This window comes from Actinoplanes sp. CA-142083 (assembly GCF_050942195.1).
Taxonomy (GTDB): domain Bacteria; phylum Actinomycetota; class Actinomycetes; order Mycobacteriales; family Micromonosporaceae; genus Actinoplanes.
The window spans coordinates 4,345,838-4,361,592 of the sequence record NZ_CP192076.1 but is presented as its reverse complement, the minus strand read 5'-3'; the positions used below and the strand labels follow the sequence as shown (position 1 = coordinate 4,361,592).

Sequence of the window (15,755 nt, the reverse complement as noted above, 5' to 3'; positions counted from 1 at the left end):
GGTCATGAGCGGCCGCCGGCGAGGAAGGCGTCCATGCGGTCGCGCTTGTCGGCGGACTCGAACAGGATCGCCTGGGCGAGGTCGTCGGCGATCGGGTGGCCGCCGGGCGCGTCGGCGACCAGCTTGGTCAGCCGCAGCGCCAGCGGGCCCGACCGTGCCATCCGGTCGATCAGGGCGTGTGCCCGCTTGAGCAGCTCGCCGGCGGGGACGACCTCGGTGACCAGGCCGAACCGCAGCGCGTCCTCGGCGTCGAGCCGCTTGCCGGCCAGCAGCACCTGCTTGGCGACCGACGCGCCGACCAGCTCGCGCAGCCGCCAGCAGGCGCCGGCCGCCGCGAGGATGCCGAGGCCGGGCTCCGGGTTGCCGAAGACCGCCGCCGGGGAGGCGAGGCGCACGTCGCACGCGTAGGCCAACTCGGCCCCGCCACCCAGCGCGTAACCATCCACGGCGGCGACGGTCGGCATCGGAAGCCGGGCGATCCGGTCGAACAACCGGCTGTTGATGCCCTGCAGCGCCTGGTCGCGGCCACGCTCGCGCAGCTCGCCGATGTCGGCCCCGGCCGCGAACGTGCCGCCCTCCCCCGTGAGCAGCAGCAGCCGCGGGCGCTCCTCGAGCGCCTCGCACACGTCGTGCAGCTCGCGGATCATGGCCGCGTTGATCGCGTTGCGCGCCGCGGGCCGCGCGAGGGTCACGACGACCCGATCGTCGAGCTCCTCGATCCGCAGAGTGCGCACGGCCGCTCCAGACGCATGGCGACGCCCAAGCCGACGCCGACCCTGACGCCGACACCATGGGCGCGGCCGACGCTGACACCGACGCCATGGGCGCGGCCGACGCTGACACCGACGCCATGGGCGCGGCCGACGCTGACACCGACGCCATGGGCGCGGCCGACGCTGACACCGACGCCATGGGCGCGGCCGACGCTGACACCGGCGCAGCCGGCGCGGCCGGCGGCCTCACGCACCACCGGCGCCACGAGACCGCCGCGGCGGAACCCGGCGAGCGGACCGCCGACCAGGTCGATCTCAGGCATCCGCCGACTCCGGCTCCGGGACGTGGTGGCGGGACTGCAGGGCGAAGAAGCGGCCGGTCACGTAGTAGTCGTCGGTCAGCGAGGCCGTCGCGGCCGGGTTGGCGCCGGTGCCGTGCAGGTCGCTGAACGCCGCGGTCTGGTTGACGAACACGCCGCCGGTCAGGTTTTCCGAAAGGTGGACGCCGGCGTCGAGCGCCGCCTCGCGGGCCGCGGCGAGGACGTCGGGCGAGGTCGAGTAGACCGAGGCGGTCAGCGCGCCGTGCGCCCGGACCGTCTCGACGAACAGGGCCAGGCTCGCCGGGGTGGAGTCGGTGGCGATGAGGAACGACACCGGGCCGAACCACTCGCGGGTGTAGGTCTTGTCGTCGGCCGCGTCGAGCCGGACCACCACCGGGGTGCGGATCGTCGCGTTGGGGAACTGCTCGTCGGGGACCTCGGCGGACGGGTGCACGACCGACGGCGAGGCGCCCGCCTCGGTGAGCCGGCCCAGCACGCCGTCGTTGACGATCGCGCCGAGCGTGCCGGCCGCGCGTTTCGGGTCGCCGAGCAGCTTGCCGAGCGCGGCGGAGAGGTCGGCGCCGAACTCGTCGAAGCTCTTGTGGCCGGCGTCGGTCTCGATGCCGTCGCGCGGGACCAGAAGGTTTTGCGGGGTCGTGCACATCTGCCCGCTGTACAGCGACAGCGAGAAGGACAGGTTGCGCAGCAGGCCCTTGTAGTCGTCGGTCGCGTCGACGATCACTGTGTTGAGGCCGGATTTCTCGGTGTAGACGACCGCCTGGCGCGCGTTGGCCTCGAGCCAGTTGCCGAAGTCGCTGGAGCCGGTGAAGTCGACGATGCGCACGTCGGGGTGGGTGGCGAGGGTGGCCGCGATGCCGTCGCCCGGCTCCTCGGCGGCGAGCGTGACCAGGTCGGGGCTCTGGCCGGCCTCGGCGAGCACCTCGCGGCAGATCTGCACGGTGATGGCGAGCGGGAGGACCGCGCCCGGGTGCGGCTTGACGATCACGGGGTTGCCGGTGACCAGGCTCGCGAACAGGCCCGGATAGCTGTTCCAGGTGGGGAAGGTGTTGCAGCCGATCACCAGAGAGACGCCGCGGCCCACCACGGTGGTCGTCTTTTCCAGGCGCAGCGGGTCGGCGCCACGCTGCGGCTTGGCCCAGCCGGCGCCGGCGGGCATGCGGGTGGAGGCGGCCAACGCGTACGCCACCGCCTCGAGCGCCCTGTCCTGCGCGTGCGGCCCGCCGGCCTGGAACGCCATCACGAACGCCTGGCCGGTGGTGTGCTGGACGGCGTGGCCGAGCTCGAAGCTGCGCGCGTTGATCCGCTTGATGATCTCGGCGGCGACCCCGGCTCGACCATGCGGCCCGGCGGCACGCCACGCGGGAGTGGCGGCACGGGCGGCGGCAACCAGCGCGAGCGGGTCGGCCTTGGGGTAGCTGACGCCGAGCTCGATGCCGTACGGCGAGCGCTCGGTGGCGACCGTGCCCACCGCGCCCGGCACCTCGATCGGGAAGGTCTTGCCGAGCAGCGAGGTGAACGCCCGCTCGCCCGAGGGCGCGGCGTCCTCACCGTAGACGGACTTGCTCGGCGACTCGGGGAAGGCGGACCAGTAGTCGCGCTCGCGCGCGGCCTTGATGGCCCGGTCGAGCAGCTCGCGATGCGTCTCGTACAACTCGGTGGGGGTTGTCATCTGCGCTCCATTGCGGTTGGCTGTCCCTAATTATCTACCGTCCGTTCGGTCGGTAATCAACCCTCGGGAGTCAGGGTGGCACAAACCCCGGCGCACGACATGTTCGACCGCGACCCCGCGTCCAAGGCGCTCGGCATCGAGCTGCTCGACGCCGGAAACGGGCAGGCCACGGTGCGGATGACGGTCACCGGCGACATGGTCAACGGGCATGCGATGACCCACGGGGGCTATGTCTTCATGCTCGCCGACACCGCCTTCGCGTGCGCCTGCAACAGCCATGGCCCGGTCACGGTAGCGGCCGGGGCCGACATTTCCTTCCTGCGCCCGACCGGACCGGGCGACGTGCTCATCGCGTACGGGAAAGAAAGGGTGACCAAGGGTCGCAGCGGCATCTACGACGTGACCGTGACCTGCGATGGCGACGTCGTCGCCGAGTTCCGCGGGCGCAGCCGAGTGATCGGCGAAGGTGGGCCGGCATGACCACGCCCCGTCGACGCGGCCGGCCCGGTCACGACCTGGACGCGGTGCTGACCGCCGCCGTGCGCCTGTTCAACGACCGCGGGTACGACGCCACCAGCATGTTCGACATCGCCGAGTCGCTGGGCATCACCAAATCGAGCGTCTACCACCACATCAGCGGCAAAGAGCAGTTGCTGCAAATGGCGATGGACCGGGCACTCGACGGGCTCTTCGAAGCGGCCGAGGAAGTGCGTAATCTCGACGTGCCCGCACTCGACCGGCTCGAGCGGCTGATCCGGCGCAGCGTGATAGTGCTCGCCGATCGCTTCGAGTTCGTGACGGTCCTGCTGAGAGTGCGTGGCAACACTGAGGTCGAGCAGCATGCCCTCGCTCGACGCCGAGAGTTCGATGCGGTTGTCACAGATCTCGTGAAACAGGCACAGGCCGAGGGTGGCGTGCGCCCGGATGTCGATCCGGCGACCGCGGCCCGCCTGCTCCTGGGCATGGTCAATTCGCTGACAGAGTGGTACAAACCCCGCCACGGCGGCGCCGATTCCATCGCCGACGCCGTCACCGCCATCGCCTTCGAGGGACTGCGCATATAGGAGGTCACCGTGCAGGACCGCTCTCCCCGCCCCGAAGATCTGGATCCGATCGAGCGCGCCTCCGTCGACGAGCTGCGCGAGCTGCAGCTCAGCCGCCTGCGATGGTCGCTGCAGCACGCGTACGAGAATGTGCCGCAGTACCGCAAGATGTTCGACGAGCGTCAGGTGCACCCCGGCGACCTGCGCGATCTCGCCGATCTGGCGAGATTTCCGTTCACCGACAAGACGACGCTGCGCGACAACTATCCGTTCGGCATGTTCGCCGTGCCGCGCGAGCAGATCGCCCGCATCCACGCCTCCTCGGGCACCACCGGCAAGCCCACAGTGGTCGGCTACACCCGCCGCGACCTGCGAATATGGGCGCAGGTGATGGCGCGCTCGATCCGCGCGTCGGGTGGCCGGCCGGGCGATCGCGTGCACATCGCGTACGGATATGGCCTGTTCACCGGCGGCCTGGGCGCGCATTATGGCGCCGAGGAGCTGGGCTGCACGGTCATCCCGGTCTCCGGCGGCATGACCGAGCGTCAGGTCCACCTGATCCAGGATTTCGAGCCCGAGATCATCATGGTCACGCCCAGCTATCTGCTCGCGATCGTCGACGAGATGGAGCGGCAGGGCGTCGATCCGCGCGGCACATCGCTGCAGGTCGGCATCTTCGGCGCCGAGCCGTGGACGCAAGATCTGCGCCGCGAGATCGAGGAGCGCCTCGACATGCACGCGCTCGACATCTACGGCCTCTCCGAGGTGATGGGCCCCGGCGTGGCCAACGAGTGCATCGAGACCAAGGACGGCCCGCACATCTGGGAGGACCATTTCTATCCCGAGATCATCGATCCGATGACCGGCGAGGTCCTGCCCGACGGCGAGGTCGGCGAGCTGGTCTTCACGTCGCTGACCAAGCAGGCCATGCCGGTGATCCGCTACCGCACGCGCGATCTCACCCGGTTGCTGCCGGGCAGCGCGCGCCCGATGCGCCGCATGGAAAAGATCACCGGCCGCACCGACGACATGATCATCCTCCGCGGCGTCAACCTGTTCCCCACCCAGATCGAGGAGCTCATCCTCCGCACGCCCGCGCTGGCTCCCCATTTCCAATGCGTTCTCAGCACCGACGGCCGTCTCGACGCGCTCACGGTCAAGGTGGAGCGTCGCGCCGAGGCAAACCCGGCGGTGGCCACGCAAGCGGGCCACGATCTGGTCACCGCGATCAAGAACAACATCGGCGTTTCCGTACGGGTCGAAGTGATCGAACCCGACGGAGTGGAGCGTTCGATGGGCAAGATGCGGCGCATCGTCGACCTCCGCGGGGGTGCGCCGACGGACTAGCGTTGCTGCCGATGCGCATTCGGATCATCGCCTGCTGTGCCGCCGCATTAGCCCTGCCGGCCTGCAGCTCCTCGCCGCCCACCGCCGCTCCGTCCACGGTGGCGACCGCCTCGCCGACGCCGCCCTCACCATCGGCGCCTCCGTCTTCGTCGCCGACGCCCACGCCCACGCCGTCGCCGACACCGAGCGCGGACTGCGTCACGAAAACGCTGGACGGGCTCACGCTCGCCCAGCGGGCCGGCCAGCTGCTCATGGTCGGCACCTCGGTGAACGCGCCGAGCGGTCTGGGCGACACCGTGCGCCGGTACCAGCTGGGCGGGGTCTTCCTGCACGGCCGCAGCACGAACAGCGCGGCCGAGCTGCGCGCCGACATCGCCGGGCTGCAGAAGCGGTCGGGTCTGCCGCTGCTGATCTCGCTCGACCAGGAGGGCGGCAACGTCCAGACGCTCAAAGGCGCCGATTTCCCGCTGCTGCCCTCGGCGCAGAAGCTCGGCGCGGGCTCGCTGCCGGCGCTGCGGGACACGACGAAGGACAGCGCGCGCCGCCTCGACGGCATCGGCGTGAACATCAACCTCGCGCCGGTCGCCGACACCGTGCCGGCGTCGCTGGGCGTGGGAAACCCGCCCATCGGCTACTGGCACCGGCAGTTCGGCTCCGACCCGGCGCGGGTGGCGGCCGACATGCGCACGGTCGTGCCCGCCAGCCAGGGCGCCGGCGTGCTGACCGTGCTCAAGCATTTCCCCGGGCTCGGGCGGGTCCGGGAGAACACGGACACGTCGACGAAGGCAGTCGACACCACGGCGACCGTAAATGATCCCTACCTCGAGCCGTTCAAGGCCGGCATCCAGGCGGGCTCGGCGTCCGTGATGATGTCGTCGGCGAAGTATCCGCGGCTCGACCCGGCGACAATCGCCGCCTTCTCCGGGCCGATCGTCACGGGGCTGCTGCGGGAGCGGCTCGGGTTCCGCGGCCTGATCATGTCGGACGACCTCGGGGCGGCGGTCGCGCTGAGCGGGGTGCCGGTCGGGCAGCGGGCGGTGCGGTTCGTGGCCGCCGGCGGCGACATGGCCCTCACGATCCGGCCGTCGGACGCGGCGCCGATGGCGGGGGCGCTGATCGACCGGGCCTCACACGACGCGGCGTTCCGGGCGCGGCTGACCGACGGCGCCCGGCATGTGCTGGAGGCCAAGAAGAGGGCGGGCCTGCTGCGCTGCTAGGCCCGGCTCCACCCGGGCCACGCCGCGCTCCTGCGCCGTTCCTCCGGGAGCTCTCCCGCGCCGCACTCCTGCACCGCTCTCCCCGGGCGCTCTGCTGCACCGCACTCCCGGGCACTCTCCCGGGCACTCTCCCGGGCACTCTCCCGCGCCGCTCCCCCCGGGCGCTCTCTCGCGCCACTATCCTGGGCCGCGCCTCGGGACGCTCTCCAGCGCCGCTCTCCTCGGCGTTCTCCGGCGGGCCGCTCAGGCCGGGCGGGGTGGGGCGGTGCTGCCGCGGACGACCAGGTGCGGGACCAGGACGGTCTCCATGCGGCGGGTGCGGCCGTCGTCGAGGCGGGAGACGGCGGCCTCGACGGCGTGGCGGGCCTGGGCCGGCGCGTCCTGGTTGACCGAGGTCAGGTCGATGTGGGCGAGGCGCGCGAGGGTGCTGTCGTCGTAGCCGACCACGGAGACCTGGCCGGGAACGTCGACGCCGGCCCGGACGAACGCGTCCATCAGACCCACCGCGAGCCGGTCGTTGGACGCCACGACGGCCGTGGGCAGCACGTGCTCGGCGACGATACGGCGCCCCGCGCGTACGCCACCTTCTTCTGTGTGATCGCCCGGCAGAACCTCGGCGACCAGCCCGGCCCGTCGCATCGCCCGGCGATAGCCGCGGCGCCTCGTCGCCGCCACGGCGCCGCGGCCGCCATCCACGAACGTGATCCGGCTGTGTCCGAGAGAGATCAGGTGATGGAGCGCCGCGTCGACCCCGACGTCCTCGGCCGGGCGCACCACATCGACGTCGGCGTCGCCGACCGGCCGGCCCACCACCACGCAAGGCACTTGACCGGCCAGCGTGTCGAGCGTGGCATCGGACGCGTCGGGGCCCAGCAAGATCAGCGCCTCGCAGCGGAAGTCGAGCAGGGTCTCGACCGCGCGGGCCTCGTCGCGGTCGCGGGTCAGCGTCGAGAGCACCACCTCGTAGCCCGCCTTGTCGGCCTCGGAATGCAGCTCCTCGACCAGCTCGGCGTGGAACGGGTTACGCACGTCGAGCAGCACGCCCAGCAGGTGACGGCGGCGGCGGGCGAGCAGGCTGGCCGTGCGGTCGGCGCGATAGGACAGGTCGGCGGCGGCCGCCAGCACCCTCTCGCGGGTCTCGGCGCTCGGCCCCGGCGCCCCGCGGAGAACGAGGGACACCGATGCGGTCGAGACGCCGGCGCGGGCGGCGACGTCGGCGAGACGTGGTCGCTGATCCACTAAATCACTCCCCGTGCTGCCCTTGACACACATCGAGATCGACAAAGATAGTACAGGGGACTTAAAGCGCTTTAAAAGATCCGCTCCCCGGAGGTCCCCTCATGACCCAGTCGCCCATCGGCGTGGCGGTGATCGGGGCCGGCATGGTCGGCCGAGCCCACGCCAACGCCTATCGCAGCGCCGCCACCGTCTTCGGCCTCGACCTGCCGGCTCCCCGCCTGGTCGCCATCGCCGACCTGCACGAGCCGTTCGCCGCCGACGCCGCCGCGCGCTACGGCTTCGCCCGCGCCGAGACCGACTGGCGCGCCGTCGTCGAGTCCCCCGACGTCGACGCGGTCAGCGTGGCCGTCGCCAACGGCCTGCACCGCGAGATCACCGAGGCCGCCCTCGTCGCCGGCAAGCACGTGCTCTGCGAGAAGCCGCTCGCTCCCACCGTCGCCGACGCCCAGGCCATGGTCGAGGCCGCGGCCGCCGCCCCCGACCAGATCAACGCGGTCGGCTTCACGTTCCGCCGTTCCCCCGCGATCAATGCGATCAAGCAGCAGGTCGAGGGCGCCCTCGGCCCGGTGCGCCACTTCGTCGGCAACTACTGGTGCGACTACGGCTACGACCCTCAGCGACCGATGAGCTGGCGCTATCTGGGCGGCCCTGGCAGCGGCGTGCTGGCCGACATCGGCAGCCACATGGTCGACCTCGCCGAGTTCTTCTGCGGCGACACCGTCGCCGTCCAGGGCACCACCATGGCCACACTCGTGCACGACCGGCCCCGCCCATTGGGTGTGGCCGTCGGGCACGCCGGCGGCGTCCAGGTGAGCGACGAGCGCGTACCCGTGGAAAACGAAGACGTCTGCACGTTCACCACCTCCTACTCGTCCGGCGCCGTCGGCACGTTCTCGCTGTCGCGGGTCGCCTTCGGCCACGCCAACACGCTGCGGATCGATCTGTTCTGCGAGAACGGCACGGCTTCCTTCGACCTCACCCGCCCGGCCGAGTTCACGATCACCGACGGCGGGCCCGCGGCCGAGGTGAACGGCGCCCGCACGGTCTTCATCGGACCCTGGCATCCCTACATCGCGCGGGGCCTCCCGATGGACTTCCCCACCGTCGGCCACGGGCAGAACGACTTCTTCATCTACCAGGCCCGCGCGTTCCTCGACCAGATCGCCGGCGCGGTCACCCTGCCGCCCTGCCCCGACATGGCCCACGGCCTGCACAACCTGCGCGTCCTCGAGGCGGTCGTGTCCGCCGCCGACAAGCCCGTCCAGCTCTGAGGAGTTCCCCATGAAACTCGGCGCGTACACCGCCTGCCTGCACGACCGTCCCCTAGACGAGACCCTCAAGATCCTCGGTGAGCTGGGCCTGACCAGCGCCGAGATCAACACCGGCGGCTTCATCGCGGCGCCGCACATCCCGATCGACGACCTGCTGTCCAGCCGAGCCGCCCGGGAGGACTATCTGGGCCGTTTCGCCCAGGCCGGCATCACGCTGACCGGGCTCAACGTCAACGGCAACCCGCTCAACCCCGACCCGCTGGTCGGCCCCCGCCACGCGGCCGACCTGCGCCGCACGATCGAGCTGGCCGCGCTGCTCGGCGTCAAGCGGGTGGTCACCATGTCCGGCCTGCCCGGCGGCCATCCCGGCGCCACCGCCGCCAACTGGGTGGTCAACCCGTGGGACAGCCAGTGGCTCGACGTGCTCGACCACCAGTGGAACGACGTTGCCATCCCGTTCTGGGCCGACATCCAGGCCCGCGCCGCCGACGCCGACGTCAAGGTGTGCATCGAGATGCACCCGCACAACCTGGTCTTCAACCCGCCGACGCTCGAGCGGCTGGTAGAGAAGACCCGCGCCACCCACATCGGCGCCGAGATGGACCCGAGCCACCTGTTCTGGCAGCGCATCGACCCGGTCGCCGCCGTCGAATACCTCGGCGAGCTGGTCTTCCACGCCGCCGCCAAGGACACCCGGATCAACGAGGAGAACGCCCGCCTCTACGGCGTCCTGGACGACCGATTCACCCGTACGCCCGCCGACCGCAACCCCCTCAACCTGGGCGGCCGCAACACGCTCAACCAGTGGCCGTCGAGCCCGTCATGGCAGTTCGTGGCCGTGGGCCGCGGCCACGGCGAGGAGTTCTGGGCGCCGTTCCTGCGCGCCCTGCACGCGATCGACCCCGACATGGCCGTGAACATCGAGCACGAGGACACCGAGCTCGACCAGGTCGAGGGCCTGCGCCAGGCCGCCGAGAACCTCCTCGCCGCCGCAAGGACAGCCGGCGTCCACTGACGTCCCGGCAGACGAGCCGTCGCGGTGCGGTCACCGCGCCAGGCGCGTGCCTGGTCGCGGTGATTTCGTCAGTCGTGCATATCGGGCAGCACCCAGCCACCATTAATTAAAGCGGGATTGGCATGATCGAACGCAATTCTGGGCTTACCGCTCGGCTTGCTGAGGTGGGAGAATTTCAGGGTGCAGCAGCTACAGTTCTTTACCAGGTCCCAGGTGACAGGAATGCGTGATCGCACCCTGTCGCGTCGTTATTCCGCAGAAGCAGAGAGATTTCGCCAGGAGCATGCACGGCATCGCGCGTGGGGGCTTGCCCAGCGGCACGCTGAAAAGCTCCGCCGCCTGCAAGCCGGCAAGGCGGACGAGCCGCCGCCGACGGCGGCGCCGACGACGGCTCCGACGGCGCCGGCCCGACGAGACCAGCCGTCGGCTCCGCCAGCGGCGGCGACCGCGACCGTAACGGAAATGGAAACGGCAATGGCAACGGCAACGGCAACGGCAACGGCAACCGCAACCGCCCAACCGGCGCAGGGCCACGATTCGGTGAAGGAGCGGCATCCCTCACACGCATTTCTTGCACCGGATTCTGGCGGCAAAAGACAGCTTTCCGGAGGCCTTCGTGGGACGCCTGCAGGAATTGAAGAAATCGGCACCTGCGAAGGTGCCGAAATGCTGGACGAGCGCTGCCAATCGGGCGGCGGGCGGCATCGCAATAAATCGGACCGAAAAGGCGCGAGCCTCCCCCGCGCTTGCAGATAAGCCGGGAAAACGGCGGGATGCGAGAACGAGTCCCCGGCGGCCGCTACGCCGCCGGGGGCAGGGACTCCGCTCTGCGGCCGACACGCCGCGGCGGGCACGGGCGGCCGGTCCCCGCGGCCGCTACGCCGTCGGGGTGAGAAGGCGGCCGGTCTTCGCGCGTCAGCGTGCGAGAGTGGCCAGCCTCCGCAGCCCCACGCCGTGCGAGAGTGGCCAGCCTCCGCAGCCCCACGCCGTGGGAAGAGGGGGTGGCCGGTCCCCGCGGCCCTACGCCGTCGGAGGGGTGGCTAGTCTTCGCGGCCCTAGGCCGTTGGGACGAGGGGGTGGCCGGCTGCCTTTGGGGTGACGACGTGCAGGGCGAAAAGCACGTAACCCGCCAGCACCGGCACGAGGGCGGGGTGCACCAAGGTGGCCAGCAGGACGGCCACCGCCAGCACCGCCGCGGCGGCTACTGCGGTGAGCGGGCGGGTCAGGGCCAGGGTCAAGGCCTCGCGGGCGGCGCGTCCCCCGCTTGTGCCGGCTTGTACCGCTACCAGGGCTACGTAACCGGCTACCAGGGCCGCGGCGGTCAGGACCATGACCAGGGCCGGCCCTCCGCCGGGGACGGCGCCGCGGCGTAGGCCTGCGATGTCCAGGGCCACCAAGGTCGCGCCTGCCAGCACGGCGGGGCCCGCTATCAGGCCGGGGACCAGGCGGGTGCGGAAGACCGCCCAGCAGTCGGTCAGCTCGGGCCACCTGCCGTGGGTGATCAGGTGGCGGATGGCGTGGCTGCCGGTGGCCACCGCCGCCCCCGCTGTGAGCAGCGGGAGCGACAGCAGCGTCACGACTATGCCCAGCAAGGCCAGGTCGGCGGCCAGGCGCAGGGAGTCTCGCCAGTCGTGGGGCATGGCGTCAACCCTTCAGGCCGCTGGTGTTGATGCCCTCTACCAGCAGCCGCTGGAAGGCCACGAAGAAGAGGAAGACCGGCACCAACGAGAGCAGGGACATGGCGAACATCGGGCCGACCGAGCTTTCGCTTGTCGAGTCGATGAACAGGGTCAGCGCCACCGGCGCGGTGTAGTCCTTGAGGTCCGACAAGTACACCAGCTGGCGGAAGAAGTCGTTCCAGGTCCAGATGAACGAGAAGATCGCCGTGGTTACCAGGGCCGGACGGCTCAGTGGGAGCACCACGTGGCGGAAGACGCTGTACGAGCTGGCGCCGTCGATGACCGCCGCCTCGTCCAGCTCCCTGGGGATGCCTCGCATGAACTGGACCATCAGGAAGACGAAGAACGCCTCGGTTGCCAGGAAGTGCGGCACCAGCAGCGGCAGGTACGGGAAGTCGCCGCCCACCCAGCCCAGGGTCCGGAACAGGATGTACTGCGGGATGATCAGGACGTGGCCGGGTAGGAGCAGGGTGCCGATCATGATCGCGAACCAGAAGCCGCGCAGGCGGAAGCGCAGGCGGCCCAGGGCGTACGCGGCCAGCAGGCAGGACACCGTGTTGCCGACCACCGTCAGGGAGGCCACCAGCGCGCTGTTCAGGAAGAAGCGGCCGAACGGCTCGTCGAACTTGTTCCAGCCCTCCACGAAGTTGTGCGGGGTGAAGTTCTCGGGGAACAGGCCGATGTTGCTGGCGATCTCCTCCTGCGACTTGAACGACGTGCCGATCATCCAGAACAGCGGGTAGAGAACGGCCGCCAGGATGACGATCAGGACCAGCAGGCGCAGTATCTGCTTAGAGCGCATCACCGCTCCTCGGAGTCGGAGTAGTGCACCCAGAACCGGCCGGTGTTGAACAGCACCACGGTGATCGCGCCGACCACCAGCAGGAACACCCACGCCATCGCGGAGGCGTATCCCATGTTCAGCTCGACGAAGCCCGCGTTGTAGAGGTGCAGCGTGTACATGAGCGTGGAGTCAACCGGGCCGCCGGTGCCGTTGCTGAGCACGAACGCCGACGTGAAGCCCTGGAAGCCGTGGATCGTCTCCAGCACCAGGTTGAAGAAGATGACCGGGGACAGCATCGGCAGCGTGATGTGTGAGAACTTGCGCCACGCCCCGGCGCCGTCCACCGACGCCGCCTCGTACAGCTCGGTCGGGACCTGTTTGAGGCCGGCCAGGAAGATCACCATCGGGGCGCCGAACTGCCAGATGGCCAGCAGCATCAGGGTGGGCAGCGCCCAGGTCGGGTCGTTCACCCAGGCGTGGCCCTGGATGCCGAAGAACGACAGGAACTGGTTGAAGGCGCCTTCCCGGTTGAACATGCTGCGCCACACGATGGCCAGCGCCACGCTGCCGCCGAGCAGCGACGGCAGGTAGAACAGGCCGCGGAACAGCGCGATGCCGCGCATGGCCCTGTTGAGCAGCATCGCCACGCCGAGGGCGGCGGCGAGCTTGAGCGGCACCGCGACCACGGCGAAGGTGACCGTGACGCGTACGGCGTGCCAGTAGGAGGGGTCGGCGGTGAACATCCGCCGGTAGTTGTCGAGGCCGACCCACTGCGCCTCGGTCACCGAGATCAGCGGGCTGTAGTCGGTGAAGCTGAGGTACAGCGAGATCAGCATCGGGATCGCGGTGATCCCCAGCAGCCCGAGCAGCCATGGGGAGAGAAAAACGTAACCGGCCAGGTCCTCCCGGCGGCGCCGGCGGGCCGCCCGGCCCCGCCGCTGAGCGGCGGGGACCGGGGGCACGGGCTCGGTCGGACGGACCGGCATCTGAGCCATCGTCACGGAAAGGGTTCCTCTAACTCTGCCCGATGGCCGCCTTGGCGGCGGTGACGAACGCCGTGGCGCCCGCCTCGGGGGTCTGGCGTCCGTACGTCACTTCCTCGGCGATCCGGATCAGCTCGGTCTTGACCTTGCTGTGTCCCTTCGGCGGGACGCTCGGCGTGGTCGGGCCGAACTTGGTGCCGAGCTCGTTCTGGACCTCGATGGTCTGCTTCATGTTGGGATCGGTCACCGTCGCCTCGACCTGCTTGCGGACGTCGAGGTTGGGCGGCAGGCCCCGGTCGGTGCCGAGGATCTTGCCGGCCTCGGGGTCGTTGGCCAGGAAGTTGACCACGTCGACCGCCGCGTCCTTGTGCGGGCTGCCGCGGAACACCGAGAAGTACAGCGAGGCGCGGGCCCACTGGGCGCTCGTGTCACCGGGGTACGCGATGAGGCCGAGCTCGCTCTTGGTGTTCTTCTTCAGTTCCGGCATCTGGTTGGTCCAGACCCAGGAGGTGCCCGCCTTGCCGGTCACCACCAGCTGCTTGCTGACGCTGGAGTCGTTGCCCTCGTGGATGACGTCCGGCGTCGGGGTGGCCCCGGTCGTGCCGGCGTTCTTCCACATCGTGAACCACTTGGCGATGTCGGCTTCGTCGAAGGCGATCTGGTTGCCCTTGTACAGGTCCTTGCCGTTCTGCCGCAGGTAGACCCAGAGGGCCTGGTAGATGGCGCTGGGGTCCTGGGTGCCGGGCACCTTGGAGGCCTTGGAGACCGTCGCCGCCCATTTGATGAAGTCGTCCCAGCTCATGCCCGTGGTGGGCGCGGGCAGCTTGTACTTGTCGATCAGGGTCTTGTCGTAGACCAGGCCCTGCGTGTTCTCGCCCATGGCGACGCCGGACAGCTTGCCGTCGACCTCGCCGTACTCCTTGAGGCTCTTCGGGAACTTGCTGACGTCGAGCTTGCCGTTCGAGCTGTACGGGGTGAGGTCGAGCGTGACGCCGCGGCCCGCGTACTCCGAGATCGCGTTGTCGTCGATCTGGAAGATGTCGGGCGCGTTGCCGCCGGCCGTGAGGGTGGCCAGCTTGTCGTAGTAGCCCTGGTTGGCTTGCCAGGTCTTCTTGAACGTCACGTTCGGGTGCTTCTGGGTGTAGAGGTCCAGCGCCTTCTCGGTGAGCTCGGCGCGCTTGTCCGCGCCCCACCAGAAGATGGAGAGCTCGACCTTGTCGTTGCTCCCGTTGCCGCCGGAGTCGTCGTCCCCGCCGCAGGCCGCCGCCCCGAGGGCCAGGGGCAGGACCAGCGCGGCGGCGAGCAGTCGGCGGCGTGACGGGCGGAACGCCGGGGTAGGTTGATCGGGCGTGGCGCTCCTCGTGAAGGGTTCCATGACGGTTGGCTCCTTTTTAGGAGGCGACACCTCCGGGGACGTTCACGCCGCCCGGGTCCGCAGGGCTGTGCGGACCCGGGCCCTTCCCCGTCGAGTCGCGAATGACCAATTCGGTCTGCAGGTGTAGGTGTGCTGTGGAACGGCGGTCGTCGCCATGCGCGAGCAGCATGTCGACGGCCGCCCGACCCGCGGCGGCGGTGGGTGTCGCCACCGTGGTCAGCTTCGGTCGGGTGAGCCGGCTGAGCATGATGTCGTCTATTCCGACGACGCTGACGTCCTCGGGCACCCGCGCCCCCGCGGAGAGCAGCCCCTCGATGAGGCCGATCGCCATCAGGTCGTTGTAGGCGAGCACGGCGGTGGCGCCGGCCCGCAGCACGTCCTCGGCGACGGTGAGACCGCCGACCTCGGTGGGCGGGTTGGGCCCGATGACGGTGAGCTCGGCGTGGCCGGCCCGGGCCGTGGCGGTCGCGGAGCGCCGGATCTCCCGGCTGGTCCACGAGCCGCGCGGGCCGCTGAGCAGTGCGATGTTGCGGTGTCCCAGCGATGTCAGGTGTTCGACGGCGAGCCGGCCGCCCTGTGCCACGTCCATCACGACGGCGGGGATGCCGGCGATCTGGCGGTTGACGACGACCAGCGGAACCTCGCGACTGAGCTGCTCGATCAGCGCGTTGTTCATGCGGGGGCTGCAGATCAGGACGCCGTCGACCTGTTTGGCCAGGGCCCGGACCACCTCTTCCTCGAGCGCCGGGTCCTCGTTGGTGTCGGCGACGAAGATGTGGTGGTCGTGCTTGCGGGCCTGGCTCTCGGCGGCCTTGATCAGCGGGGGGAAGAACGGGTTGGCGATGTCCGCGACGATCAGGCCGATGTTGTACGTCCGGCCGGTGATCAGGGCGCGGGCCGCCCGGTTGGGCCGGTAGCCCAGCTCCTCGGCGCAGGCCAGCACCCGGCTGCGGGTGTTGGGGTTGACGAGGTGCGGGGCCGAGAACGTGCGGGACACCGTGGAGATGTGCACGCCGGACGCGCGGGCGACATCGCGAATGGTGACGGACACGCTCTGACCTCCCGAAGCGGCGTGTGGC

General features: G+C 70.2%; 16 protein-coding genes. 7 read left to right on the top strand and 9 right to left on the bottom strand.

The features are described 5' to 3' along the window. Positions 1 to 2: 2 nt before the first annotated feature. From ACQPZX_RS19985 to paaN, 3 genes are read right to left on the bottom strand one after another with little or no spacing between them, the layout of a single operon-like run. A complete protein-coding gene (locus ACQPZX_RS19985) occupies positions 3 to 734 on the bottom strand; it encodes an enoyl-CoA hydratase/isomerase family protein (protein ID WP_433382944.1) in 732 nt (243 codons plus the stop codon). Beyond that, positions 689 to 1,036 carry a hypothetical protein gene (locus ACQPZX_RS19980; RefSeq protein WP_433382942.1) on the bottom strand — a complete coding sequence of 116 codons (348 nt, stop codon included), beginning with the start codon at positions 1,034 to 1,036 and terminating at the stop codon, positions 689 to 691. Before ACQPZX_RS19980 ends, ACQPZX_RS19985 begins: the two co-directional genes overlap by 46 nt. Next, complete coding sequence (gene paaN / locus ACQPZX_RS19975) at positions 1,029 to 2,723, bottom strand: phenylacetic acid degradation protein PaaN (protein ID WP_433382940.1); 1,695 nt, start codon at positions 2,721 to 2,723, stop codon at positions 1,029 to 1,031. The genes ACQPZX_RS19980 and paaN overlap by 8 nt, the downstream gene beginning before the upstream one ends. A 99-nt stretch (positions 2,724 to 2,822) precedes the next feature. On the opposite strand from paaN, the gene paaI reads away from it, so the two are divergent. The 4 genes from paaI to ACQPZX_RS19955 are packed head-to-tail and all read left to right on the top strand — an operon-like array spanning position 2,823 to position 6,330. Further along, entirely contained in the window at positions 2,823 to 3,203 is a 381-nt protein-coding gene (gene paaI, locus ACQPZX_RS19970) for a hydroxyphenylacetyl-CoA thioesterase PaaI (protein WP_433385335.1), read from the top strand. Next, positions 3,200 to 3,787 (top strand): TetR/AcrR family transcriptional regulator, encoded by a 588-nt coding sequence (locus tag ACQPZX_RS19965; protein ID WP_433382938.1) that lies wholly within the window; start codon positions 3,200 to 3,202, stop codon positions 3,785 to 3,787. Before paaI ends, ACQPZX_RS19965 begins: the two co-directional genes overlap by 4 nt. A 9-nt stretch (positions 3,788 to 3,796) precedes the next feature. Next, positions 3,797 to 5,113 carry a phenylacetate--CoA ligase PaaK gene (gene paaK / locus ACQPZX_RS19960; RefSeq protein WP_433382936.1) on the top strand — a complete coding sequence of 439 codons (1,317 nt, stop codon included), beginning with the start codon at positions 3,797 to 3,799 and terminating at the stop codon, positions 5,111 to 5,113. Between the two features lie 11 nt (positions 5,114 to 5,124). After that, positions 5,125 to 6,330: a glycoside hydrolase family 3 N-terminal domain-containing protein gene (locus ACQPZX_RS19955; protein WP_433382934.1), complete on the top strand. Its 1,206-nt coding sequence runs from the start codon at positions 5,125 to 5,127 to the stop codon at positions 6,328 to 6,330. Between the two features lie 243 nt (positions 6,331 to 6,573). Here ACQPZX_RS19955 and ACQPZX_RS19950 read toward each other — a convergent pair whose 3' ends face one another. After that, on the bottom strand, positions 6,574 to 7,569 hold the full coding sequence (locus tag ACQPZX_RS19950; RefSeq protein ID WP_433382932.1) for a LacI family DNA-binding transcriptional regulator: 996 nt from the start codon (positions 7,567 to 7,569) through the stop codon (positions 6,574 to 6,576). A gap of 101 nt (positions 7,570 to 7,670) precedes the next feature. On the opposite strand from ACQPZX_RS19950, the gene ACQPZX_RS19945 reads away from it, so the two are divergent. The 3 genes from ACQPZX_RS19945 to ACQPZX_RS19935 all read left to right on the top strand — a co-directional run bounded on the left by ACQPZX_RS19945 (position 7,671) and on the right by ACQPZX_RS19935 (position 10,611). Further along, entirely contained in the window at positions 7,671 to 8,840 is a 1,170-nt protein-coding gene (locus tag ACQPZX_RS19945; protein ID WP_433382930.1) for a Gfo/Idh/MocA family protein, read from the top strand. Positions 8,841 to 8,850: 10 nt separating this feature from the next. Next, positions 8,851 to 9,855 (top strand): sugar phosphate isomerase/epimerase family protein, encoded by a 1,005-nt coding sequence (locus tag ACQPZX_RS19940; RefSeq protein WP_433382928.1) that lies wholly within the window; start codon positions 8,851 to 8,853, stop codon positions 9,853 to 9,855. A gap of 180 nt (positions 9,856 to 10,035) precedes the next feature. Next, a complete protein-coding gene (locus ACQPZX_RS19935; protein ID WP_433382926.1) occupies positions 10,036 to 10,611 on the top strand; it encodes a hypothetical protein in 576 nt (191 codons plus the stop codon). 299 nt (positions 10,612 to 10,910) lie between these two features. Here the strand turns inward: ACQPZX_RS19935 and ACQPZX_RS19930 are convergent, their stop codons facing one another. From ACQPZX_RS19930 to ACQPZX_RS19910, 5 genes are read right to left on the bottom strand one after another with little or no spacing between them, the layout of a single operon-like run. Next, positions 10,911 to 11,495: a hypothetical protein gene (locus tag ACQPZX_RS19930; RefSeq protein WP_433382924.1), complete on the bottom strand. Its 585-nt coding sequence runs from the start codon at positions 11,493 to 11,495 to the stop codon at positions 10,911 to 10,913. 4 nt (positions 11,496 to 11,499) lie between these two features. Next, on the bottom strand, positions 11,500 to 12,336 hold the full coding sequence (locus tag ACQPZX_RS19925) for a carbohydrate ABC transporter permease (protein WP_433382922.1): 837 nt from the start codon (positions 12,334 to 12,336) through the stop codon (positions 11,500 to 11,502). Then, complete coding sequence (locus ACQPZX_RS19920) at positions 12,336 to 13,304, bottom strand: carbohydrate ABC transporter permease (RefSeq protein WP_433382920.1); 969 nt, start codon at positions 13,302 to 13,304, stop codon at positions 12,336 to 12,338. Before ACQPZX_RS19920 ends, ACQPZX_RS19925 begins: the two co-directional genes overlap by 1 nt. 28 nt (positions 13,305 to 13,332) lie before the next feature. Continuing rightward, on the bottom strand, positions 13,333 to 14,676 hold the full coding sequence (locus tag ACQPZX_RS19915) for an ABC transporter substrate-binding protein (protein WP_433382918.1): 1,344 nt from the start codon (positions 14,674 to 14,676) through the stop codon (positions 13,333 to 13,335). 16 nt (positions 14,677 to 14,692) lie between these two features. Further along, positions 14,693 to 15,727, bottom strand: coding sequence for a LacI family DNA-binding transcriptional regulator (locus tag ACQPZX_RS19910; RefSeq protein WP_433382916.1), 1,035 nt, complete (start codon positions 15,725 to 15,727; stop codon positions 14,693 to 14,695). Positions 15,728 to 15,755: the final 28 nt, after the last annotated feature.

Excerpts from the sequence above, each read along its gene's own strand:
- ACQPZX_RS19980 (WP_433382942.1), bottom strand. The coding sequence starts at position 1,036 with ATGCCTGAGATCGACCTGGTCGGCGGTCCGCTCGCCGGGTTCCGCCGC.
- paaN (WP_433382940.1), bottom strand. The coding sequence starts at position 2,723 with ATGACAACCCCCACCGAGTTGTACGAGACGCATCGCGAGCTGCTCGAC.
- paaI (WP_433385335.1), top strand. The coding sequence starts at position 2,823 with ATGTTCGACCGCGACCCCGCGTCCAAGGCGCTCGGCATCGAGCTGCTC.
- ACQPZX_RS19965 (WP_433382938.1), top strand. The coding sequence starts at position 3,200 with ATGACCACGCCCCGTCGACGCGGCCGGCCCGGTCACGACCTGGACGCG.
- ACQPZX_RS19955 (WP_433382934.1), top strand. The coding sequence starts at position 5,125 with ATGCGCATTCGGATCATCGCCTGCTGTGCCGCCGCATTAGCCCTGCCG.
- ACQPZX_RS19945 (WP_433382930.1), top strand. The coding sequence starts at position 7,671 with ATGACCCAGTCGCCCATCGGCGTGGCGGTGATCGGGGCCGGCATGGTC.
- ACQPZX_RS19940 (WP_433382928.1), top strand. The coding sequence starts at position 8,851 with ATGAAACTCGGCGCGTACACCGCCTGCCTGCACGACCGTCCCCTAGAC.
- ACQPZX_RS19930 (WP_433382924.1), bottom strand. The coding sequence starts at position 11,495 with ATGCCCCACGACTGGCGAGACTCCCTGCGCCTGGCCGCCGACCTGGCC.
- ACQPZX_RS19925 (WP_433382922.1), bottom strand. The coding sequence starts at position 12,336 with ATGCGCTCTAAGCAGATACTGCGCCTGCTGGTCCTGATCGTCATCCTG.
- ACQPZX_RS19920 (WP_433382920.1), bottom strand. The coding sequence starts at position 13,304 with ATGCCGGTCCGTCCGACCGAGCCCGTGCCCCCGGTCCCCGCCGCTCAG.
- ACQPZX_RS19915 (WP_433382918.1), bottom strand. The coding sequence starts at position 14,676 with ATGGAACCCTTCACGAGGAGCGCCACGCCCGATCAACCTACCCCGGCG.